The 20,324-nt window shown below is 70.5% G+C and carries 21 protein-coding genes; 6 read left to right on the top strand and 15 right to left on the bottom strand.

The features are described 5' to 3' along the window. Position 1: 1 nt before the first annotated feature. From cydD to petA, 7 genes are all read right to left on the bottom strand, one after another. Positions 2 to 1,801, bottom strand: coding sequence for a thiol reductant ABC exporter subunit CydD (gene cydD, locus ABTU92_RS07265; RefSeq protein WP_408089098.1), 1,800 nt, complete (start codon positions 1,799 to 1,801; stop codon positions 2 to 4). A 28-nt stretch (positions 1,802 to 1,829) separates the two neighbouring features. Further along, the gene (cydX, locus tag ABTU92_RS07260) at positions 1,830 to 1,946 is read right to left on the bottom strand and encodes a cytochrome bd-I oxidase subunit CydX (RefSeq protein WP_111359246.1); all 117 of its coding nucleotides are present in this window, start codon (positions 1,944 to 1,946) and stop codon (positions 1,830 to 1,832) included. Positions 1,947 to 1,967: 21 nt separating this feature from the next. Continuing rightward, the gene (gene cydB / locus ABTU92_RS07255) at positions 1,968 to 3,119 is read right to left on the bottom strand and encodes a cytochrome d ubiquinol oxidase subunit II (RefSeq protein WP_408089096.1); all 1,152 of its coding nucleotides are present in this window, start codon (positions 3,117 to 3,119) and stop codon (positions 1,968 to 1,970) included. Between the two features lie 28 nt (positions 3,120 to 3,147). Further along, positions 3,148 to 4,746 (bottom strand): cytochrome ubiquinol oxidase subunit I, encoded by a 1,599-nt coding sequence (locus tag ABTU92_RS07250; protein ID WP_408089094.1) that lies wholly within the window; start codon positions 4,744 to 4,746, stop codon positions 3,148 to 3,150. A 359-nt stretch (positions 4,747 to 5,105) separates the two neighbouring features. Then, complete coding sequence (gene ybgC / locus ABTU92_RS07245) at positions 5,106 to 5,585, bottom strand: tol-pal system-associated acyl-CoA thioesterase (protein ID WP_408089092.1); 480 nt, start codon at positions 5,583 to 5,585, stop codon at positions 5,106 to 5,108. A 101-nt stretch (positions 5,586 to 5,686) separates the two neighbouring features. Further along, the gene (locus ABTU92_RS07240) at positions 5,687 to 6,145 is read right to left on the bottom strand and encodes a NifB/NifX family molybdenum-iron cluster-binding protein (protein WP_408089090.1); all 459 of its coding nucleotides are present in this window, start codon (positions 6,143 to 6,145) and stop codon (positions 5,687 to 5,689) included. A 116-nt stretch (positions 6,146 to 6,261) separates the two neighbouring features. Beyond that, positions 6,262 to 6,810, bottom strand: a complete 549-nt coding sequence (gene petA, locus ABTU92_RS07235) for a ubiquinol-cytochrome c reductase iron-sulfur subunit (protein ID WP_408089088.1) — start codon at positions 6,808 to 6,810, stop codon at positions 6,262 to 6,264. A gap of 247 nt (positions 6,811 to 7,057) precedes the next feature. Between petA and ABTU92_RS07230 the strand changes: the two genes are divergently transcribed. Then, complete coding sequence (locus tag ABTU92_RS07230; RefSeq protein WP_408089086.1) at positions 7,058 to 7,519, top strand: DUF134 domain-containing protein; 462 nt, start codon at positions 7,058 to 7,060, stop codon at positions 7,517 to 7,519. A 97-nt stretch (positions 7,520 to 7,616) separates the two neighbouring features. Here ABTU92_RS07230 and ABTU92_RS07225 read toward each other — a convergent pair whose 3' ends face one another. From ABTU92_RS07225 to ABTU92_RS07210, 4 genes are all read right to left on the bottom strand, one after another. Then, positions 7,617 to 8,243 (bottom strand): class I SAM-dependent methyltransferase, encoded by a 627-nt coding sequence (locus ABTU92_RS07225; RefSeq protein WP_408089084.1) that lies wholly within the window; start codon positions 8,241 to 8,243, stop codon positions 7,617 to 7,619. A gap of 225 nt (positions 8,244 to 8,468) precedes the next feature. Next, a complete protein-coding gene (locus tag ABTU92_RS07220; RefSeq protein ID WP_408089082.1) occupies positions 8,469 to 9,215 on the bottom strand; it encodes a TVP38/TMEM64 family protein in 747 nt (248 codons plus the stop codon). A gap of 21 nt (positions 9,216 to 9,236) precedes the next feature. Continuing rightward, complete coding sequence (locus ABTU92_RS07215; RefSeq protein ID WP_408089080.1) at positions 9,237 to 10,691, bottom strand: dihydrolipoyl dehydrogenase family protein; 1,455 nt, start codon at positions 10,689 to 10,691, stop codon at positions 9,237 to 9,239. 18 nt (positions 10,692 to 10,709) lie between these two features. Continuing rightward, a complete protein-coding gene (locus ABTU92_RS07210) occupies positions 10,710 to 10,883 on the bottom strand; it encodes a hypothetical protein (protein WP_408089078.1) in 174 nt (57 codons plus the stop codon). 291 nt (positions 10,884 to 11,174) lie between these two features. Between ABTU92_RS07210 and ABTU92_RS07205 the strand changes: the two genes are divergently transcribed. After that, entirely contained in the window at positions 11,175 to 12,176 is a 1,002-nt protein-coding gene (locus tag ABTU92_RS07205) for a radical SAM protein (RefSeq protein ID WP_408089076.1), read from the top strand. A gap of 49 nt (positions 12,177 to 12,225) precedes the next feature. Here ABTU92_RS07205 and ABTU92_RS07200 read toward each other — a convergent pair whose 3' ends face one another. Genes ABTU92_RS07200 through ABTU92_RS07190 form a run of 3 tightly spaced genes read right to left on the bottom strand, consistent with a single transcriptional unit; the run spans position 12,226 to position 14,124 of the window. Continuing rightward, positions 12,226 to 12,870, bottom strand: a complete 645-nt coding sequence (locus ABTU92_RS07200; RefSeq protein ID WP_408089074.1) for a TIGR04282 family arsenosugar biosynthesis glycosyltransferase — start codon at positions 12,868 to 12,870, stop codon at positions 12,226 to 12,228. Beyond that, positions 12,827 to 13,558 carry a TIGR04283 family arsenosugar biosynthesis glycosyltransferase gene (locus ABTU92_RS07195; RefSeq protein ID WP_408089072.1) on the bottom strand — a complete coding sequence of 244 codons (732 nt, stop codon included), beginning with the start codon at positions 13,556 to 13,558 and terminating at the stop codon, positions 12,827 to 12,829. The genes ABTU92_RS07200 and ABTU92_RS07195 overlap by 44 nt, the downstream gene beginning before the upstream one ends. 17 nt (positions 13,559 to 13,575) lie before the next feature. Beyond that, positions 13,576 to 14,124: a carboxymuconolactone decarboxylase family protein gene (locus ABTU92_RS07190; protein ID WP_408089070.1), complete on the bottom strand. Its 549-nt coding sequence runs from the start codon at positions 14,122 to 14,124 to the stop codon at positions 13,576 to 13,578. Positions 14,125 to 14,293: 169 nt separating this feature from the next. Here ABTU92_RS07190 and ABTU92_RS07185 point away from each other — a divergent pair, with 169 nt between their 5' ends. Next, positions 14,294 to 14,440 (top strand): hypothetical protein, encoded by a 147-nt coding sequence (locus tag ABTU92_RS07185; RefSeq protein WP_408089068.1) that lies wholly within the window; start codon positions 14,294 to 14,296, stop codon positions 14,438 to 14,440. Between the two features lie 265 nt (positions 14,441 to 14,705). Next, entirely contained in the window at positions 14,706 to 15,857 is a 1,152-nt protein-coding gene (locus tag ABTU92_RS07180; protein ID WP_408089066.1) for an acyl-CoA desaturase, read from the top strand. Between the two features lie 118 nt (positions 15,858 to 15,975). Here ABTU92_RS07180 and fdhD read toward each other — a convergent pair whose 3' ends face one another. Beyond that, positions 15,976 to 16,773: a formate dehydrogenase accessory sulfurtransferase FdhD gene (gene fdhD, locus ABTU92_RS07175; RefSeq protein WP_408089217.1), complete on the bottom strand. Its 798-nt coding sequence runs from the start codon at positions 16,771 to 16,773 to the stop codon at positions 15,976 to 15,978. A 291-nt stretch (positions 16,774 to 17,064) separates the two neighbouring features. Here fdhD and ABTU92_RS07170 point away from each other — a divergent pair, with 291 nt between their 5' ends. Next, positions 17,065 to 19,374 (top strand): FdhF/YdeP family oxidoreductase, encoded by a 2,310-nt coding sequence (locus tag ABTU92_RS07170; protein ID WP_408089064.1) that lies wholly within the window; start codon positions 17,065 to 17,067, stop codon positions 19,372 to 19,374. A 102-nt stretch (positions 19,375 to 19,476) separates the two neighbouring features. Continuing rightward, positions 19,477 to 20,277 carry a formate/nitrite transporter family protein gene (locus ABTU92_RS07165; RefSeq protein WP_408089062.1) on the top strand — a complete coding sequence of 267 codons (801 nt, stop codon included), beginning with the start codon at positions 19,477 to 19,479 and terminating at the stop codon, positions 20,275 to 20,277. Positions 20,278 to 20,324 lie beyond the last annotated feature (47 nt).

Below are 20,324 nucleotides of genomic sequence, written 5' to 3'. Positions count from 1 at the left end.
CTCAGCCCATCCATCCCGGCACGACGCCGGCCGACCGCAGGAGCGCGGCGAAGCGGCCGTCGGCGGCGCGCAGCGTCGCCTCGCAGCCCGCTTCGGCGATAAGGCCGCTCTCCATGACGACGATCCGGTCCGCGTGGCGCAGAGTCGCCAGCCGGTGCGCGATCACCAGCATGGTGCGGCCGTGGCGCAGCCTCGCGAGGCTCTGCTGCACCACGGCCTCGGTCTCGGCGTCGAGATGGGCGGTCGGCTCGTCGAGCAGCACGAGCGGCGCCTCGCGGTAGAAGGCGCGGGCGAGGCCGAGCCGCTGCGCCTCGCCGCCCGACAGGGCATGGCCGCCGCCGCCGACCACGGTGTCCAAGCCGTCGGGGAGGGCGGCGATCCGCTCGGCGATCGCCGCCGCACGCGCGGCCTGCAGGATGCGGTCGCGGTCGGGGGCGGGGTCGCCGAGGGCGATGTTGGCGGCCACGGTCCCGGTGAACAGGCGCGGGCGCTGCGGGATGTAGGCGATGCGGCGGCGGAAGCCGGCGAGGTCCAGATCGTCGAGGTCGCGGCCGTCGATCAGGATGCGGCCGGCACTCGGCCGGACGAAGCCCATCAGCAGCGCGAGCAGGCTCGACTTCCCGGCCCCGGAGGCACCGACGATCGCGACCGTCTCGCCCGTCGCCACGTCGAGGCTCACGCCGTCGAGCGCCACGCGCCCGTCCGGATAGACGAGCCGCACGTCGTGGAACGCGACGGCGGTGCCGGACGACGACGCCGCAGGCGGGGCCGTCTCGGCCGATCCGCCGGGCTGGCCGGCGCGGGCGAGGTCCGGCAGGGCCTCGAAGGCGACCAGCCGCTCCACCGCGCCGAGCGCCTCCATGCGGGCGTGATAGGCCGTGCCCATCGCACGCAGCGGCAAGTAGAGCTCCGGCGCCAGCAGCAGCACGAACAGGCCGTGCTGGTAGCTCATGTCGCCCCACAGCAGGCGGAAGCCGATCAGCACCGCGACGATGGCGATCGACATGGTGGCGAAGAACTCGAGCGTGAGCGCCGACAGGAAGGCGAGGCGGAGCACCGCCATGGTGTCGCGCCGGTAGGCGTCCGCGGCCGCGGCGACGGCCTCTATCATCCGCGCCCCGGCATTGTAGGCGCGCAGCGTCGGCAGCCCCTGGATCGCGTCGAGCAGATGGCCGGACATGCGCTGCATGCGGCCCCATTGGCGCTGGTTCAACGCCTCGGCGCCCTTGCCGATCAGCACCATGAAGACCGGGATCAGCGGCGCCGTGACGGCGAAGGCGAGCGCCGAGATCCAGTCGAGCGGCGCGACGACGAGAACGATGCCGAGCGGGATCACGGCGGCCTGGACGACGGCCGGCAGGTAGCGCGAGAAGAACGGCTCGACGCCGCGCGCCGCCTCCGAGACGACCGCGACGATCTCGCCGGACGGCCGCTCGGCCAGCCCGGCCGGGCCGGCGCGATCGAGCTTGGCGAGCAGTGCGGCGCGCAGCGCGGGAACCACCCGCATCGCCGCCGAGAAGCCGAACCGGTCGGCCGCCCAGGCGGCGGCGGCGCGCAGCAGCACGATCACGACCAGCAGCACGAACGGGAGCGCGAGCGAATCGCCGAGCGACTCCGTGATGCGGAGCGACTCCGTGACGCGCCCCTCGAACAGGCCGTCGTGCAGGATCGTGGCGACCAGCCACGCCTGCGCCACGACGGCGGTGCCGCCGAGCAGCCCGGCCGCGATCGCGAGGCGCAGCTCGCGCCGCGCGATCGGCCGTAGGCCCCTGAGATACGTCGTTTCGGCTCGCGCGGTCACGGGCCCGGCTGCTGCGTCCAGAACGCGATCAGATCCGGCCGCCGTCCGGCGGCTCGAACTCGCTCTGGAACTCGTACCACATCACGTTGATGACGCCGAAGGCGAGCGCCGCCGTCACCCCGAGGATCCAGGCAAAGTACCACATGGTCGGCTCCGGTTCCGGGTTTCAGTAGGCGTGGTGCTTCTTCGCCTCGATCTCCGCGACCGTGACCTTGCCCCACATCGCGCGGTAGCACCACAGCGTGTAGCCGAGGACGATCGGCAGGAAGATCACGACGGCGAAGAACATGATCGTCAGCGTCAGCTGGCTCGACGGCGCGTCCCAGACCGTGAGGCTGGAGTCCGGCTGCGAGCTCGACGGCATGACGAACGGAAACATCGCCGCGCCGGCCGTGCCGATGATGCCGGTCATGCCGAGGCTGCTCGCCACGAAGCCGAGCCCGGGGCGGTCCATGCCCGACAGGGCGCGGGCCGCCAGCGGGGCGAGGAGCCCGGTCGCCGGCAGCAGCATCGCGACCGGCAGCGTGGCGTAGATGGCGAACCAGGCGCCCGCCTCGCGGACGACCTCTTTGGCGAGCGGATTCGGCAGGGCCGAATGGGCCGGCTCGGAGACGATCCGGTAGCCGTCGATCCCGAGCCACACCCACACCCCGCCGAGCGCGAAGGCGCCGGTCACGACCAGGGCGAGCAGCGAGACGGCGAGCTTCGCCCGCGCGGCGACCGCGCCATCGGTGCGGATCTGCAGCCACAGCGCGCCGTGCAGGGCGAGCATCGCGACGCTGATCAGCCCGGCGAGCAGCGCGAACGGGTTGAGCAGCGGCAGCAGCGCCCAGATGAACGTGCCCTCGTAGTGCGGCTTGAGGAAGGAGTCGAGATGGAAGGGCACGCCCTGCAGCAGGTTGCCGAAGGCGACGCCGAAGATCAGGGCCGGCACCAGGCCGCCGGCGAACAGCCCCCAGTCCCAGGCGTTGCGCCAGCGCGGATCCTCCAGCTTCGAGCGGTAGTCGAAGCCGACCGGCCGGAAGAACAGCGCGACCAGCACCAGCAGCATCGCCAGATAGAAGCCCGAGAAGGCCGCCGCGTAGACGGCCGGCCAGGCGGCGAAGATGGCGCCGCCGGCCGTGATCAGCCAGACCTGGTTGCCGTCCCAGTGCGGGCCGACCGTGTTGATGACGACGCGGCGCTCGGCGTCGTCGCGCCCGACGAAGGGCAGGAGCATGCCGACGCCCATGTCCATGCCGTCGGCGATGGCGAAGCCGATGAGCAGCACGCCCACCAGCACCCACCAGACCAGCTTCAGGGTCTCATAGTCGAGCATCTCAGGATCCTTTCGGCGGCGTCCGGGGTCATTCGGCGGGAACGAGGCGCGGCGCGGGCGCGGCATCGGCCCGCTTGTCGGCGCGCTCGTGATGATAGCGCCCGGTGTGCAGCGAGCTCGGCCCCAGCCGTGCGAAGCGCACCATCAGGTAGAGCTCGATCGCCAGCAGGATCGAGTAGAAGATCAGATAGGCCGCCATCGAGGTGACGATGTCGGTCGTGGTCAAGGCCGAGGTGGCCAGGAAGGTCGGCAGCACCTCGCCGATCGCCCACGGCTGCCGGCCGTACTCGGCGACGAACCACCCCGTCTCGCTCGCCAGCCAGGGCAGGGGAATGCACCACACCAGCACCCGAAGCAGCCAGGCGTTCTTCTCCAGCCGTCCGCGCGCCAGGAGATAGAACGACGCCGCGAACAGGCCGAGCATCAGGAACCCGAGCCCGACCATGATGCGGAAGCTCCAGAACAGGTAGGGGACGCGGGGCACGCTGTCCCAGGCGGCCTGCCGGATCTGGTCCTCGGTCGCGGTCGCCGGATCGGCGACGTAGCGCTTGAGCAGCAGGCCGTATCCCAGGTCCTTCTTGTGGCGGTCGAAACTCGCGCGCGTGTCGGCCGCCTTGTCGCCGGCGCGCAGCTTCTCCAGCATCGCATAGGCGGCGACGCCCGAGCGGACGCGCGTCTCCGCATGGGCGACGAGCTCGTCGATGCCGAGCACCGGCTTGTCGATCGACCGGGTCGCGATCAGCCCCAGCGCCCAGGGAATCTTGATCTCGAAGCTGTTCTCGCGCTTGTCCTGGTCCGTGATCGCGACGACGTTGAAGCTGGCCGGCGTCGGCTGGGTGTGCCACTCGGCCTCGATGGCGGCGAGCTTCATCTTCTGGACGTCGCCGAGCTCGTAGCCGCTCTCGTCGCCGAGCACGATGACGGACAACGAGGACGCGAGACCGAAGCCGGCAGCCACCGCGAAGGAGCGCTTGGCGAAAGCGACGTCACGCCGCTTGAGCAGATACCAGGCCGAGATCCCGATCACGAACATGCTCGCCGTCACGTAGCCGGCGGCGGCCGTGTGGATGAATTTCACCTGCGCGACCGGATTGAACAGGACCGCGACGAAGTCGGTCATCTCCATCCGCATCGTCTCGGCCGAGAACTCGGCGCCGACCGGGTTCTGCATCCAGGCGTTGGCGACCAGGATCCACAACGCCGAGAGATTGGTGCCGAGCGCCGTCAGGAACACGACCAGGAGATACTGCACCTTGGAGAGCCGATCGCGGCCGAGCAGCAGAAGGCCGACGAAGGTCGATTCGAGAAAGAAGGCCATCAGGCCCTCGATCGCCAGCGGCGCGCCGAACACGTCGCCCACGTAATGCGAGTAGTAGGCCCAGTTGGTTCCGAACTGGAACTCCATCGTCAGACCGGTGGTGACGCCGAGCGCGAAGTTGATGGCGAACAGCTTGGTCCAGAACCGCGACATGTCCTGGTAGATCTGCTTGCCGGTCATCACGTAGACCGACTCCATGATCACCAGGATCCAGATCAAGCCGATGGTGAGCGGCACGAAGATGAAGTGGTACATGGCGACAGCGGCGAATTGCCATCGCGACAGTTCGACGAAGGTCGGGTCGATCATCGGGAGCTCTCTGATCGCGTCGTTGCGGAAGCGCGCGGGTCTCGGCCGAGGGGCGCGGTCGAGAGATCATGTGCGGATGGTCGGGCGGTGCTCGGCAGGCCCTTTTCGGAAGGCCCTGTTCGGAAGGCCGCGCTCGGACCGGCGTGTCACGTGTCGGCGTCGCACCTGTGCCGGATCGGATCCGACGTCGCGAGGCTCGACTCCAACGCATTCCACGAGGTGAATATGACTTTCACGCCCCGGAAAATGCGTCAATCCGTAAGATCACGTCGCTCTCGTCTCCGACCTGCGACGCGCGTGGTGCGAGCGGAAGCCGAGACGTGGACACGGTGGTGACGTCGTGGCTTCGAGGTCGTTCATCAGGTGGGAACGAGGTTCTCCGTCCGGCACCGGTCCTCGATCGTCTGGAGGGCGAGACGCAGGGGCTTCGGGAACGGTCTCGCGCGGCCGCCGGAGACGAGCGCGATGCGCGCGCGGGCCTCGATCAGGAGGGTGGCGCCTCGCATGATGGTCTGCGCGAGGATCATCGATGCACCGCCGACCGTGTCGGTCGCGGTCGTGACGGTCAACAGATCGTCCATGACGGCCGGCTTCAGGAACTCGAGCGTCATCGCGCGCACCACGAAGGCGTATCGCGGCAGGGACTCGTCGGTGCCGTCCCACAGCCGGCGCTGGTGCACCCCGAGCAGTCGCATGTAGTTGGTGCGCGCGCGCTCGAGGAACCGCAGGTAGCTCGCGTGATATACGATGCCGGAGAAGTCGGTGTCCTCGATGTAGACGCGCACGCGCATGCGATGCCGTCCGCCGTCCAGAGCACCGTCCAGCGACAGCTCGTTCATCGCCCCGCCTCGTCGGTCGTGCGGCGCGTCCGCGCCATGAAAGACACGCGCGGTGACCGTGACGACGAACGCGGCGGGATCGATCGAGCCGGTTCGCCAGGTCAGATGTGCCCGCAGCAGCAGTCGCCGCAGTCGTCCTCGTGGTCCTGATCACGTGCGCCGCTCCGATCCGCGCCATGACTGTGCGTCGCATGATCGTGCGCGGCGTGATCGTGCGCGGCGTGATCGTGCGGGCCGGCGGCCGCCAGCGTGCCGTCCAGGAAGCCGGCGACAGCCGTGGCGGGATCGGGTTCCGCGGTCGCGACCGCGGTGACGCCGTGCTCGGCCATGCGGCGAACGAAGCCCGCGCCCGCGCTGCCGGCGATCACGGCATCGACCGCGAACAACGGATGCGGGCCGTCGCAGGCGAACTCGTGAATGGAAAGCTCCTTCGGCAGGTCGAGGCGCGCGACCTCGCGAGGCGGCGCCCCGCGCTCCGCCTCGAACACCAGGAAGCGCCGGCTTTTGCCGGCATGGCCCGTCACGGTTCGGAAGTTCTGGCTGGCGACCGCGATTCTCACGTCGGTGCTCCTGTCACGAAGTTGCGCTTGTCGCGAAGTTGCGCTTGTCACGAAGGATCGGCTCACGAAGGGTCGGCCGGCGGCGCTCCGCCACCGGTCGGGAGGAGGACGACAGGTCACGCCTCGCCGATGCGGATCGTCGTGTCGTCGACGAAGGCGTAGGGCGGCACCGGGAGATTGAGCGCGGCGGGTCCGTGGCGGACGCGACCGGAGGCGTCGTATTGCGAGCCGTGGCACGGGCAGAACCAGCCGCCCCACTCGCCCTGCTTGCCGAGCGGGATGCAGCCGAGATGCGTGCAGCTGGCGAACACGACGAGCCACTGCTCGCGCCCCGCCTTCACGCGGTCGCCGTCGGCCTGCGGATCCATCAGCTCGGAGAGCTTGGTCGCCTGCTCCTTGGCGATCTCGTCGGGGGTGCGGTGGCGGATGAAGATCGGCTTGCCGCGCCAGAAGATGCTGATGATCTGGCCCTGCGCGATGGCGGCGAGGCTGATCTCGATCGGCACGCCGGCCGCGATGGTCGAGCGGTCGGGGTTCATCTGGTCGACGAGCGGCCACACGGCGGCGCCGACGCCGACGGCGGCGACGCCCCCGGTGGCCAGATAGAGAAAGTCGCGGCGACTGGGATCGGCGCGGTTCGGAACTGCGGCGGGCATGGTGGTCATGGCTCATCCTCGTGGGCGTCGAAGGGCGCGCACCGCGCCCGTTCCGGGCGCCGCACGGCTTCGGAAACGTCTCTGGCATCGGAGCGGCGGCATGCGGCTCCGCACCCGCGTCGCGGCGGGCCGGGCGCGATCCGCCGCGGGCCTTTGGTCGGTGGCGGGGGCGTCGCGCGCCGTCCACGCCGTCGATCGTGATATGATCGACCGTAGCGCATTATGAGCATATGTTCAATAGAGGATCGCCGAGACGATGCCCCGTCCCCGCAAGCTGCGCACGGTCCGCGAGCCGGTCCCGGCCCGCGTCTATAAGCCGGCCGGCGTGCCGCGGCGCGATCTCGACGAGATCGTGCTCACGCTCGATGCGCTGGAGGCGCTGCGCCTCGGCGATGCGGAGGGGTTCGAGCACGCCGCTGCCGCCGCCCAGATGGGCGTCTCGCGGCCGACCTTCTCGCGGCTGATCGCCGAGGCGCGAACCACGGTGGCGACCGCGCTGGTGCAGGGCTTGGCGCTCCGCATCGAGGGCGGCCCGGCGCGCGTCGCCGACGAGGGCGCGGCGCCGTGCTGCGGCCGCGGCATGCGCCGACGCCGCGGTCATTGCGGGCGACTCGGACCGGGCAGGGCGGTCGCGAGCGCGACCGAGGGAGCGGCCGGGCCGGCCGGATCGACCGACGATCCCGCGCCTTCCGATCGTCGGACCGACGGCGCCGACTGACCAGACGTCCGGGGGCCGAGGCGCCTCGGCGGCCCGTCGCGGTCGAGCGTGTCGACCGACGCTACGGATCGCGCCGGCCGTGCTCCTCTGCCGTGCTTCAGGATCGGTCGGGCTTTCGTGCGACGATGTAGGGGCCGGCCGGGTTCGTGCCGAAGACGCGCTCGTCGACGATCTCGAAGCCGGCGTCGCGGATGCTGTCGCGCAACGCGACCCTGGTCAGCTTGTTCACGGGCGGGAACACGCGGAGCGCGCCCAGCACGAAGAACAGGCTGCGCAGCTTGAATCCCATGTCGGCGAAGCACCACGTCTTGGAGATCATCAGGCCGCCGGGCTTCAGATGGGTGTGGATCCGCGCCAGCGTGCCGGGGAGATCACCCACCAGGTGCAGCACCTGGAAGGCGCAGATCGCGTCGAATGGTCCGCCCGCGAAGGCGTTCTGCGCATCGGCGAGGACGAAGCGCAGGTTGTCGGGCGCCGGCTTGGCGCGGGCGATGCGCAGCATCTCGGACGAGAAGTCGGTCGCGGTCCATTCCGCCACGTGAGGGGCGAGACGGATCGCGGTCGAGCCCGAGCCGCAGCCGATCTCCAGCACCCGGTCGGTCGCGCGCAGCCGTCCGGCGGCGTCGGCCAGCATCGCCTCGTAGGCGGCCGTGTCCTTCACGGGCTTTGCCGCGTAACGTTGGGCGATCCGGTTCCAGAACCTGATGTGTCGGGCCTCGGCCAAAGCGGGCTCCTCCGTCTGGTGCGCAAGATGCGGCGTGACGATAGCCCGCAGATCGACCCGGGCCCGCTCCGGGTGGCGCAGTCTTCGTGACATGCACGACCGGCACGGCTGTCTTCGGAGATCGGTGATAAGCGAGTTTCCCGCCGCGGCGAGTGACTTTGTCACTCAAATGAAAAGTTTCTTCGCGCGAGAATCGCGCGACGATGCCGGCGAGGGACATGCTTCCTACGCCCGATCGCTCCCCGCCGGCTCGGGCGGGGTGTCGCCGCGCGCGAGCCATCGGCGGACCGGGATCGACACGAGCGACAGCACTGCGAGCCCGGCGAGCCCGGCGACGATCTCGGGCGTCAGGATCGCCTCGACGGACAGCTCGCCGCCCCGGTCGAGGACGCTGCCGAGGCCGGCGCCGGCCAGGGAGAACACGACGGTGCCCGGAATGATCCCGACGAAGGTCGTGATCACGAAGACCGGAAGCCGGACGCCGACGAAGGCCGGAACCAGGTTGACGAGAAAGAACGGAAACAGCGGGACGAGCCGCAGGGCCAGCAGATAGGCGAAGGCGTTGCGCCGGACGATCTCGCCGAGCCGTCCGGCCTTGTCGCCGAAGCGGTCGAGTGCCCGCTCGCCGAGCAGCGCCTTGGCGAGCAGGAACACCACCGTCGCGCCGGTCGTCGCCCCCATCACGGTGAGCAGGGTTCCGAGGGCGGTGCCGAACAGGAAGCCGCCCGACAGGGTGAGAAAGACCGCGCCCGGCAACGACATGGCCACGACTGCCGCATAGACGGCCACAAAGGCCGGCGCGGCGACGACGGCGTTGTGCTCGACCCAGCGGGTGAGGACCTCGCGATGCGTCCGCAGCGTGTCGAGCGAGAGGTGCTCGGCGAGCCCGGACAGGCGCAGCGCGACGACGAGCGCGACGACGGCGAGCCCGATCCACAATCGGCGGTCGGCCAGGAGCGCGGGGACGGTCATGGTGGGCGCCTCGCTGTCGCGTCAGGGCAGCACGCGCTGCACGAGCCGCACGACCCGCCGCGTCCAGGGGCCGAACAGCGTCGGGGTGAAATGGCTCCCGGCGACGCGCTTGTTGATCTCGGAGAGCGTCGGATAGGGCGCGATCATGTTCGCCATTGCGCCGATCTTCAGTCCGGCCGAGATCGCGAGGCCCCACGGGCTCACCAGCTCGCCGGCGCTCGGGCCGACCAGGGTCGCCCCGAGGATCCGTCCGCGCCGGCCGAGCACGATCTTGGCGACCCCCTCGGTCCGTCGCTCGGCCTGGGCGCGGTCGTTGCCGGCGAACGGCGCCGTCAGCACGGTCACGGCGTGGCCGGCCTCGCGGGCGTCCGTCTCGGTGAGCCCGACATGGGCCAGCTCCGGATCCGTGTAGGTCACCCACGGCAGGGCCGCATAGTCGACCTTGGCGGGCAGGCCGAACAGCGCGTTCCTGATCACGATGCCGGCGTGGTAGCCGGCCACATGGGTAAACTGCGGTCCGCCGGCGACGTCGCCGATGGCGAAGACGCGGCGGTTGGTGGTGCGCAGCCGCGCATCGACCGTGATCCCCTTCGGCGTCGCGGCGATCCCGGCGACGTCGAGCGCGAGGTCTTCGGTGTTGGGGGTTCTCCCCGCCGCGACCAGCAGATGCGAGCCGGCGATCATGACGGGGGCGCCGCCGGGCGGCGCGACCGTCAGCGCGATCCCGGTGCCGGTGCGGCGCACCGCGGCGACCGCCGTGCTCTCGTGGAGCACGACGCCCTCGGCCAGGAGGGCGCGTCGGACCACGTCGACGGCCTCCGGCTCGTCGCGGGCGAGGATGCCGAACCGTTCGACCACCGTGACGGCGGCGCCGAGCCGGCGGAACGCCTGAGCGAGCTCGATGCCGATCGGCCCGCCGCCGACGACGATCAGATGGTCGGGCCGCTCCGCGAGCTCGAACACGCTTTCATTGGTCAGATATGGCACGTCGCGAAGCCCCGGGATCGCCGGAACCGCGGCGCGCGAGCCGGTCGCCACGACGATGCGGCGTGCCGTGACGCATCGGCCGCCGGCCTCCACGCTGTCGGGTCCGACGAAGCGGGCGGCGTCCCGGATCACGGTGACGCCGAGCCCTTCGGAGCGCTCGACGCTGTCGTGGGGCGCGATGGCGCCGATCACGCCGTGGACGTGAGCATGCACGGCGGCGAAGTCGATCGTGGGCGCAGGCCCGGTCACGCCGAACGGCGCGCCGGTGCGCACGGCGTGCGCCGCGGCGGCCGCGGCGATCAGCGCCTTCGACGGCACGCAACCGGTGTTCAGGCAATCGCCGCCCATCCGGTCCTTCTCGATCAGCACCACGGAGGCACCCATCTGCACGGCGCCGGCGGCCACCGACAGGCCTGCGGACCCGGCGCCGATGACGCAGAGATCGACCATCAGGGGCGACGATTCATGTCCGGGCGAGCGACGGGTCATGATCGTCTCCGATGCCGTTCACGAGAAGGCGCGAGGCCCGTCACCATCGTTCCGCCAGTCGCGTGCCACCAGCTCGACCGTGCTGGTGAAGGTCGAATCGATCGCCGACGTCCCGGACAGCAGCATCGGCCCGCCGGAGACGAGCATCGTCACCAGACCGAAGGCGGCCGGCACGTTCATCGACGAATCCATTCCACCCCTCTTTGACCAGCTTCTCGGTGACCCGCTTCGACCCGGGACTCTTCGCGACCGCCGGCCGGGTTGTTACGATGGAGGTTCGGTATTCCGGGGGCAAGCCGGAACCGACGTCGGCGGTGGGTCGTTCGGGCGCGCGTGCGAGGCGCGCCGCCCGCGCATTCGCGGGCCGGTCCGCGGCGTCGTTACGACGAAATTTGGTATGTCGTGAAACAATTCGGGCCGTGCGTTCGTACAGGTCGTCCGAAACCCGAGTCGAAGGGAGCCGCGATGGATCTGCCGGGACGGATGAAAGACGCGCTTCTCGCCGGCGCCGCCGGCGCCGTCGGCGATCCGCCGATGCGCGCTCCGGCGTCTGCTCCGGTCCGGGCCGCGTTCGACGATCCGGAGATCACGGCGACCGGCGAGCGGCGCGCGCGCGTCGCCCTCGGCACCTTGCGGACGTTGTGGTTCGCCACCGGCACGCTGTGCAATCTGAGCTGCGAGGGCTGCTACATCGAATCGAGCCCCCGCAACGACCGGCTCGCCTATCCGACGCGGGACGAGGTGCGCGGCTTTCTCGACGAGGCGGCGCGGCGCGATCCGCCGCCGGACGAGATCGGCTTCACGGGCGGCGAGCCGTTCCTGAACCCGGCGCTCCCCGACATGATCGAGGACGCGGCCGCGGCCGGCTTCCGCGTGCTGGTCCTGACCAACGCGATGCGGCCGATGCAGAAGGTGAAGGACCGGCTGTGCGAGATCGGGCGCCGCTGGCCCGGCCGGCTGACCGTCCGGGTGTCGCTCGATCACCACGCGGCGGAGAAGCACGAGGCGCTGCGCGGCCGCGGGAGCTGGCAACCCACCCTCGACGGCCTCGTCTGGCTGGTCGAGAACGGCTTCGACGTCGCGGTCGCGAGCCGGACCGTGTGGGGCGAGACCGATGCGGTGCTGCGCGACGGGTTCGCGGCGCTGTTCGCGGCGCTCGGCCTCGCGATCGACGCGCGCGATCCGTCGCGTCTCGTGCTGTTTCCCGAGCTGGACGATGCCGCCGCGGTTCCCGAGATCACCGAGCGCTGCTGGGGGATCCTCGGCAAGGATCCCGGGTCGGTGATGTGCGCGACCTCCCGGATGGTGGTGAAGCGCAAGGGCGCGGCGCGGCCGACGGTCGTCGCCTGCACGCTGCTGCCCTACGATCCGCGCTTCGAGGTGGGCGCGACGCTCGCCGAGGCGCAGAAGCCGGTGTGGCTCAATCACCGTCACTGTGCGCGCTTCTGCGTTCTCGGCGGCGCGTCGTGCAGCCCCGGAGCGTGAGCGCCGGAGACGGCCGAAGCGCCTCCCGGCGCGCGCAGGCGGGTCATGATCATCCGTCGCGGGTGGTGTCGCGCCGTCCGCCGACGAGGGTCGGATCCCGGTCGAGATCCTCGGGCCGGTCGAGATCCCAGAGGACGAACGGCTCGCACCACGACAGCCGCCGTTCCGTCAGGCGGCGGCGGGTGTCCGCCATCACGTCCGGGCCGCCCCAGGCGATGTCCTCGAACACCCGCGCATCGGGACCGCGCAGGCCGACCAGGACATAGCCGCCGTCCTCGGCCGGCACGAGCACGGCGTCGTGGCTCCGCAGCGCCGCGGCGCAGACCCGCAGATGCTCCGCCGTGAGCGGCGGACAATCGACGCCCACGAGGAGCACCGGGGCTCGCATCGTCTCGGCGGCGACGACGGCGTGCATGCGCTGTCCCAGATCGCCTTCGACCTGCGCCCGCAATGCGATGCCGTGCCGCGCCGCGAGGTCGACGAAGACCAAGTGCTCGGCGTCGGGCGCACACCACAGGCACACCGGCCCGACGGCCGCCCGGATCGCGGTCTCGACCGTCCGGACGATCAGGCGCGCCTGGAGGTCCGCGGCGCCGGCGGCGCCGAGCCGCGGGACGAGCCGGGTCTTGGCGAGGCCGGGGACCGGCGCCTTAGCCAGGATCGCGACGATCACGGGGTCCGGGGTCGATGCCATAGCGCCTCGCCAAGGTCCATGTGTCGACGCCCCGCCAATACGCGAGACGAAGCCGCCACATCAGCAGGATCGTCCGCAGAACGCCATGCTTCTCCCAGCGCCGCCCGGACGTGGTGACGCGGTCGCGCAGGCAGAGCGGCCGGCTCAGCCGCTTCAGGGCCCGCGACAGGGCGATGTCCTCCATCAGCGGAATCGCGGGATAGCCACCGACCGTCTCGAAGGCGGCGCGGCGCACGAAGATCGCCTGGTCGCCCGTCGCGATCCCGGTCCAGCGGGACCGCAGGTTCATCATGTGGGCGACGACAGCGAGCAGGCGGGGCCGGCCGGCGATGCGCACGTCGAACCGTCCCCACGACGGGTCACCGCGGGCGACGAAGTCGTGGAGCGCCGCGGCAGCCGCGTCCGGCAGCGTCGTGTCGGCGTGCAGGAACAGGATCACGGCGCCGCGCGCCGCCGCGGCTCCGGCGTTCATCTGCCAGGCCCGACCGCGCCGCGACGCGAGCACCCGGTCGGCGTGGTCGCGCGCGATCTCCGCCGTGCGGTCGGTGCTGCCGCCGTCGACGACGACGACCTCGGCCCCGAGCGCGCGCAGCGGCCCGAGCCGCGCCAGGGCCGACGCGATCCCGGCCGCCTCGTCGAGCGCCGGCACGACGATCGAGAGGTCCGTCAGGCTCCCGCCGCGCTCCACCGAAACGACCTCCGGGATCACCGCGGCAGCCGGCAGAAGCCCTGCGCCGGGACGTCGAGCGCGGCGTTGAACTTCGACGACATGTTCTGGAACGCGATCAGGCCGGTGAGCTCGACCACGGCGTCGTCGTTCCAGCGCGCCTTCAGTCGGGCCCGCAGGCCGTCGTCGACGTCCGTCCGGTTGTCGGTCATGGCCTCGGCATATTCGAGCGCCAGCCGCTCCTCGGCGTCGAACAGCGGGCTGTCGCGCCAGTCGGCGAGCGCGAGGATCTTCTCGGTGGCGACGCCGCGCTTCTCCAAGGTCGCCGAGTTGATGTCGACGCAGAATTCGCAGTGGTTGATCTGGGAGACCCGGACCGTGACGAGCGAGCGAAGCGCCGGGGCGATCGGCGAGGAGCGCCGGTCGAGCGCGCCGTACAGGAGCGCCAGCGCGCCGAAGACCCAGGGCGACCGGCCCCACAGCAGCGCCGGATCGAGCACGCGCCCATAGGTCCGCCGCTGCTTCCAGAAGAACAGGCGGACGAGCCAGGGATAGTCTCGAACAGGCTTTCCCGTCACACCGGTCATGCAGTCGAATCCGTCCTCGGGCCGTGGGTCGTCGTGCGCATCCACCGCGCGCGAAGCCCGGTTCGCACGAGGACGATCGAGCGTTACGCATGCCGGCGCCCGACAAGTGCCGAGATGAGCACGAGCACGTGACCGAAGACAACTGCGAGGCGGCGGCGGCCATCGACAGATGCTGACCGGCGAGGCCGTGAAGGCGCCCGACGCGCTGGCGATGGGCCTGATCACCGAGGTGGCACCGAAGGGCGGTGCGCTCGAGCACCGGCTGGTACGCGAAGGGTGCGGAACGGTCGGCGCGAAGAACATTCTCGATCTCTGAGCGTCGGCCCCGTGCCCGCAGCATCCGCCGCGCAGATCCGATCCCGGTCGCGGCGGCGCGGGACGTCCGGCGAGCGATCCCTCGCCATCCGCCTTCCGCCACATCGCCGACACGAGAATCGGGCCGTGTGCGTCCACCCACCTGTGTCCACCATGGTCCACCGGCATCGGCCGGCGACGAGCGTCTGCGTTCCGCCCCGGCCGATGCAACCCGGCGAGGCATCACGACGTTCACGACCAGACCCTCACCTCCGGGAGCACGCCTTTTGCCGCGCCAGACCGACTGCAGAGACGAGCACGACGACATCGTCTATCCGTCCACCATTCCGTTCCTGCTCGTCCATCTGGCGTGCTTCGCCGCGATCTGGACCGGCGTCACCGTCGAGGCGGTGATCCTGGGCATCGGCCTGTACTGGCTGCGGATGTTCGGCATCGGCGCCGGCTATCACCGCTATTTCTCGCACCGCGCCTTCTCGACCAGCCGGCCGGTCCAGCTCGCCCTCGCCGTGCTGGCGCAGAGCTCGGCACAGCGCAGCGTCCTGTGGTGGGCCGCCAAGCACCGGCATCACCACCTGCATTCCGACACCGAGCAGGACGTGCACTCGCCGGTGCGGAGCGGCTTCCTGTACAGTCACGTCGGCTGGATCTTCGCCCGCCGGCACGACGACACCGACCTCTCGAAGATCGCCGACTTCGCCCGCTTCCCGGAGCTGATGTGGCTGCACCGCTTCGAGCTGGTGCCGGCCGTGGGGTTGGCCGTGCTCTGCTTCCTGGTGGCCGGGTGGTCGGGGCTGGTGGTCGGCTTCTTCTGGAGCACCGTGGCCGTCTATCACGCGACCTTCTGCATCAACTCGCTCGCCCATGTGCGCGGCAAGAAGCGCTTCGTCACCGGGGACGAGTCGCGCAACAACTGGGCGCTGGTGCTCATGACCATGGGCGAAGGATGGCACAACAACCACCACGCCTATCAGAGCAGTGCGCGCCAGGGGTTTCGCTGGTGGGAGATCGACCCGACCTACTACATCCTCCTCGGCCTGTCCCGGCTCGGCCTCGTGTGGGGCCTGAAGACGCCGCCGGCCGAGGTGCTCCGCAACGAGCAGCGGCTCGGCACCAAGGTGGTGAACCGGGCGGCCGAGCAGCTCGCCGCCCGCTTCAACGTCGAGCGCATCGCGGCCGCGGCCGCGACGGCGCTGCACGGCCCCGACCTGGCGGCGTTTCGAGCCAGCGTCGCCGCGGCGCAGCACCGTGCCTCCGAGATGCTCGCGAGCCTCGACCTGCCGCATGTTCCCGGCCGCGACGAGCTGCTGGCCGAGGCGCGCGCCATGTTCGCGAAGACGCCGTCGCTCGACTCCATCGTCGACCGCGCCCACGCCATTCTGCTCGCCTCGGTCGCCTCGCGGCTGGCGAACGCCGGCTGATCACGACGGCCCGCGTCTCGATCCGGATGTCGCGCCGGCGGCAGCGTATGACGCACTCCCATCGACCGGCACTGACCATGGTGTCGTGCGCGCCGCGCAGCAGCCGCTTCGGCGCGGATCAGCCGATCCGCTGCGGATGGGAATAGACCTCGAAGGAGGCTCCGCGCGCCATCGCAACCAGCGTGACGCCGGCCGCGGCGGCGACCCGGACCGCCAGGGCGGTGGGGGCCGAGACGGCGATCAGCACCGGGGCGCCGATCGCGGCCGTCTTCTGCACCATCTCGACGGAGACGCGGCTGGTGATGACGACGGCGCCCGAGGCGGCGGACACGCCGTTGCGCGCCAGCGTGCCGGCGAGCTTGTCCAGGGCATTGTGGCGTCCGACATCCTCGCGCAGCGCCACCAGGCCGTCCTCCGGCGAGAAGAAGCCGGCCGCGTGGGTCGCGTGGGTCGCATGCTGGAGGTGCTGAGCGGATGCGAGCGCCGCCACGGCGGCGGCGATCGTCGCGCCGTCGAACGTCACGCCGTCGCGATCGAGGTGATCGGATACGGCGCGGACGGGCCGGCACGCCTCGTCGAGACTCTCGATCCCGCACAGGCCGCAGCCGGTGGGCCCGGCGAGGCGGCGCCGGCGTCGGGCCTGGCTCTCGGCGCGCGCGCCGGCGAGCCACATCCGCACCTCGACGCCGGAAGGACCCGGCACGATCGCCAGGTCCTCGATCTCGTCGCGGCTCGTGACGATCCCCTCGGTCAGGCTGAAGCCGATGCCGAAGTCCGCGAGGTCGGCCGGCGTCGCCATCATGACGGCTTCGGTGCTGCCGCCGTAGACCAGCGCGACCGCGGTCTCCTCCGGCACCGTGCGGTGGCCGGCGGCCGGCGGCTCGCGCCCGTGGGCGACCGACACGACCCGCCGCATCGCGGCGGGCAACGCGGTGACGGGGTCGGTCGGCAGCGCGGCCGGCCTGGCCGGTTCGGCCACGGCACCATTCGCGGCGGCCACGGGATGGGGACGCGGAAGCGGCGCGGTCATGGTGACGGATGGCAAAGGTCCGGCCTCGTCTGTTCGCCGGCGGACCGAGGTCGCGTGCCGGCTCCTGTCGGGAGAACGTCTCCACAGGAACTCCGATCCCCCGCCCGGCGTTCGCACCGCAGGATCGTTCCCGTCCGAGCGACGTGAGCAGCCGCATCCCACTCCCGCGAGGACGACATGGCGCAGCAGCGAAAGCAGAAGGCCGTCCAGAAGGACTATTCGGGTCCGGCCGGCGGGTGGGGGTCCGTCAGGGCGGTGGCCAGCATCCTGACCCAGGAGGAGGTCCGGATTCTCGGCAGCGAGATCCTGTGGAAGCAGAACAAGCCGGACGGCTTCATGTGCGTGTCCTGCTCCTGGGCGAAGCCGGCCGATCCGCATCCGTTCGAGTTCTGCGAGAACGGCGCCAAGGCGACGGCCTGGGAGATCACGACCAAGAAGACCGATCCGGCCTTCTTCGAGGCGCACACGCTGACCGAGCTGCGCGACTGGTCGGATCACGCGCTGGAGGAGAACGGCCGTCTGACGCATCCGTTGCGCTACGATGCCGCGCGCGACAAATACGTCCAGGTGTCGTGGGACGACGCCTTCGCCGAGATCGGGGCGGAGCTGAAGACGCTCGATCCGAAGGAGGTCGTCTTCTACACGTCGGGCCGCGCCTCGCTGGAGGCGAGCTACATGTACCAGCTGTTCGGCCGCATGTACGGCACCAACAACTTCCCCGACAGCTCCAACATGTGCCACGAGTCGACCTCGGTGGCGCTGCCGCAGGTGATCGGCGTGCCGGTCGGCACCGTGCTGCTCGAGGACTTCGAGCACACCGACTGCATCTTTTTCTTCGGCCAGAACACCACCACCAACTCGCCCCGCATGCTGCACCCGCTGCAGGCCGCCTCGAAGCGCGGCGTGCCGATCGTCGTCTTCAACCCGATCCGCGAGCGCGGCCTCGAGCGCTTCACCAATCCGCAGAGCCCGGTCGAGATGGCGACCGGCAGCACCACCCGGATCGCCACCCAGTATCATCAGGTGAAGCCGGGCGGCGACATCGCCGCCATCGCGGGCATCTGCAAGGCGCTGATCGAGATGGACGAGGTGGCACAGCAGAACGGCCGGCCGCGCGTGCTCGACGTCGACTTCATCGCCCAGCACACGCATGGCTTCGAGGACTTCGCCGCGTTCTGCCGGGCGCAGCGATGGACCGACCTCGAGGCGGTCTCGGGCCTGCCCGAGGCCGAGATGCGGCAGGCCGCCCGGACCTATGCCGAGGCGAAGGCGGTCATCGCCAATTACGGGATGGGCATGACCCAGCACGTGCACGGCGTCGAAGCCTGCCAGATGGTCGTGAACCTGCTGCTCCTGCGCGGCAATATCGGCAAGACGGGCGCCGGCATCTCGCCGGTGCGAGGCCACTCGAACGTGCAGGGCCAGCGCACCGTCGGCATCTCGGAGAAGACAAAGCTGGTGCCGCTCGACCGGCTGAAGGAGCTCTATGGCTTCGAGCCGCCGCGCGAGGACGGGCTCGCCACCGTGGATGCCTGCGAGGCGATCCTCGACGGCCGGGTGCGCGGCTTCGTCGCGCTCGGCGGCAATTTTCTGCGCGCCATTCCTGATCATTCCCGCATGGAGCCGGCCTGGGGCAAGCTCCGGCTCTCCGTCCAGGTGGCGACCAAGCTCAACCGCACACATCTGATCCCGGGCGAGGTGACGTATCTGCTGCCGTGCCGGGGCCGCATCGAGGTCGACCGGCAGGCGACCGGGCCGCAGGCCGTGTCGATGGAGGATTCCACCACCTGCATCCACGGCTCGAACGGATTCCGCGAGCCGGTGAGCCCGCATCTGCGCTCCGAGCCGGCGATCGTCGCCGGTCTCGCCAAGGCGACGCTTGCGCGAAACCCGAAGGTGGATTGGGACGCCTGGGTCGGCAACTATTCGCTGGTGCGCGACGCCATCGAGAGGACCTGGCCTGATCAGTTCGAGGGTTTCAACAAGCGCCTGTTCACACCGGGCGGCTTCCCGCGTCCGCTCGGCGCCCGCGAGCGGAGATGGACCACGCCGAACGGCAAGGCGAACTTCACGGTTCCGAAGAGCTTGGAGAACCGGCTGCCGGTGCCGGAGGGCGTCTATCAGCTCGTCACGCTGCGCTCCGACGGCCAGTTCAACACCACGGTCTACGGCCTCGACGACAGGTTTCGCGGCATCTTCGGTGGGCGCGACGTCGTGCTGATGAACACGGCCGACATGGCGCGGCTCGGGCTCGAGAAAGGCGACACGATCCGGCTGGTGACGGACTACGACGACGGTGTCCGGCGTGAGCTCGGCGGCCTGCAGGTGCTGCCCTTCGGCATCCCGCAAGGGTCGATCGCCGGCTATTACCCCGAGTGCAACGTGCTGATTCCGGTGGCGCACCACGCGGAGGGCAGCAAGGTCCCGGCGGCCAAGTCGGTGCCGGTGCGGATCGAGAAGGAGACGGCCGCGCTCGCCGCCGAGTGAGCGCCGCCCATGGCGAAGCGGAGTGCTGCGCGGGGGCGCGCCACGGGGACCGCCCGCGGCCGGGCGGAGACGGAGGACGATTCGCCGCGACCGACCGCGGCGATGACCCGTCACGAGAGCGAGGACGTCGAGGAGCGCTCCAGTCCGCGCGCGCCCGTGATCTACGAGGTGGTGCGGCGCCATGGCGAGGAGGAGATGGTCCGGCCCGCCGTCTCGCTGTGGTGGTCGGGCTTCGCGGCCGGCCTGTCGATCAGCTTCTCGTTGCTCGCGCAGGCGCTCCTCACCGAGCACGTGCCGGACGCGCCCTGGCGCCCGCTGGTCACCAGCTTCGGCTACAGCGTCGGCTTCCTGATGGTCGTGCTGGCCCGCCAGCAGCTCTTCACCGAGAACACGATCACGATCGTCCTGCCCCTGATGGCGCGGTTCGGCTGGCGCACCGTCGGTCGTCTGGTTCGTGTCTGGGGGATCGTGCTCGCCGCCAATCTCGTCGGCACGCTGTTCGCCGCGACGTTCTGCACCGTGACTCCGGTGATCGATCAGGACCTGCGCGACGCGATGCTGGAGATCAGCCGCCACATGATGGAGAACGACTGGCCGCAGATGTTCTTCAAGGGCATCGCGTCGGGATTCCTGATCGCCACCATGGTGTGGCTCATCCCGAGCTCGGGCGGCAGCCAGTTTCTCGTGATCACCCTGATGACCTGGCTGATCGCGCTCGGCGAGTTCACCCATATCGTCGCCGGGAGCGCGGAGGCGTTCCTGCTGATGCTGCACGGCGAGCTCGAGGTCTGGCGCATGCTGACCGGGTTCATGCTACCCGTGCTGCTCGGCAACGTCGTCGGCGGGACGGTGCTGTTCGCCCTTATCGCCTACGCCCAGGTGATGAAGGAGCTGGACTATTGATGTGTCGTCCGGCCGTCCGGACGGACCGCGCCCTCCGATCGCCAGCC

It is taken from the genome of Rhodoplanes sp. SY1 (assembly GCF_046000175.1).
Taxonomy (GTDB): domain Bacteria; phylum Pseudomonadota; class Alphaproteobacteria; order Rhizobiales; family Xanthobacteraceae; genus Rhodoplanes.
The sequence above is the reverse complement of the archived record's forward strand: the minus strand, read 5'-3'. Positions and strand labels throughout refer to the sequence as shown.

What these genes read in the sequence shown, in the direction of transcription:
- cydX (WP_111359246.1), bottom strand. Translation starts at nt 1,946, where the DNA reads ATGTGGTACTTTGCCTGGATCCTCGGGGTGACGGCGGCGCTCGCCTTC.
- cydB (WP_408089096.1), bottom strand. Translation starts at nt 3,119, where the DNA reads ATGCTCGACTATGAGACCCTGAAGCTGGTCTGGTGGGTGCTGGTGGGC.
- ABTU92_RS07250 (WP_408089094.1), bottom strand. Translation starts at nt 4,746, where the DNA reads ATGATCGACCCGACCTTCGTCGAACTGTCGCGATGGCAATTCGCCGCT.
- ybgC (WP_408089092.1), bottom strand. Translation starts at nt 5,585, where the DNA reads ATGAACGAGCTGTCGCTGGACGGTGCTCTGGACGGCGGACGGCATCGC.
- petA (WP_408089088.1), bottom strand. Translation starts at nt 6,810, where the DNA reads ATGACCACCATGCCCGCCGCAGTTCCGAACCGCGCCGATCCCAGTCGC.
- ABTU92_RS07230 (WP_408089086.1), top strand. Translation starts at nt 7,058, where the DNA reads ATGCCCCGTCCCCGCAAGCTGCGCACGGTCCGCGAGCCGGTCCCGGCC.
- ABTU92_RS07220 (WP_408089082.1), bottom strand. Translation starts at nt 9,215, where the DNA reads ATGACCGTCCCCGCGCTCCTGGCCGACCGCCGATTGTGGATCGGGCTC.
- ABTU92_RS07215 (WP_408089080.1), bottom strand. Translation starts at nt 10,691, where the DNA reads ATGACCCGTCGCTCGCCCGGACATGAATCGTCGCCCCTGATGGTCGAT.
- ABTU92_RS07210 (WP_408089078.1), bottom strand. Translation starts at nt 10,883, where the DNA reads ATGGATTCGTCGATGAACGTGCCGGCCGCCTTCGGTCTGGTGACGATG.
- ABTU92_RS07205 (WP_408089076.1), top strand. Translation starts at nt 11,175, where the DNA reads ATGAAAGACGCGCTTCTCGCCGGCGCCGCCGGCGCCGTCGGCGATCCG.
- ABTU92_RS07200 (WP_408089074.1), bottom strand. Translation starts at nt 12,870, where the DNA reads ATGGCATCGACCCCGGACCCCGTGATCGTCGCGATCCTGGCTAAGGCG.
- ABTU92_RS07190 (WP_408089070.1), bottom strand. Translation starts at nt 14,124, where the DNA reads ATGACCGGTGTGACGGGAAAGCCTGTTCGAGACTATCCCTGGCTCGTC.
- ABTU92_RS07185 (WP_408089068.1), top strand. Translation starts at nt 14,294, where the DNA reads ATGCTGACCGGCGAGGCCGTGAAGGCGCCCGACGCGCTGGCGATGGGC.
- fdhD (WP_408089217.1), bottom strand. Translation starts at nt 16,773, where the DNA reads ATGCGGCGGGTCGTGTCGGTCGCCCACGGGCGCGAGCCGCCGGCCGCC.
- ABTU92_RS07170 (WP_408089064.1), top strand. Translation starts at nt 17,065, where the DNA reads ATGGCGCAGCAGCGAAAGCAGAAGGCCGTCCAGAAGGACTATTCGGGT.
- ABTU92_RS07165 (WP_408089062.1), top strand. Translation starts at nt 19,477, where the DNA reads ATGACCCGTCACGAGAGCGAGGACGTCGAGGAGCGCTCCAGTCCGCGC.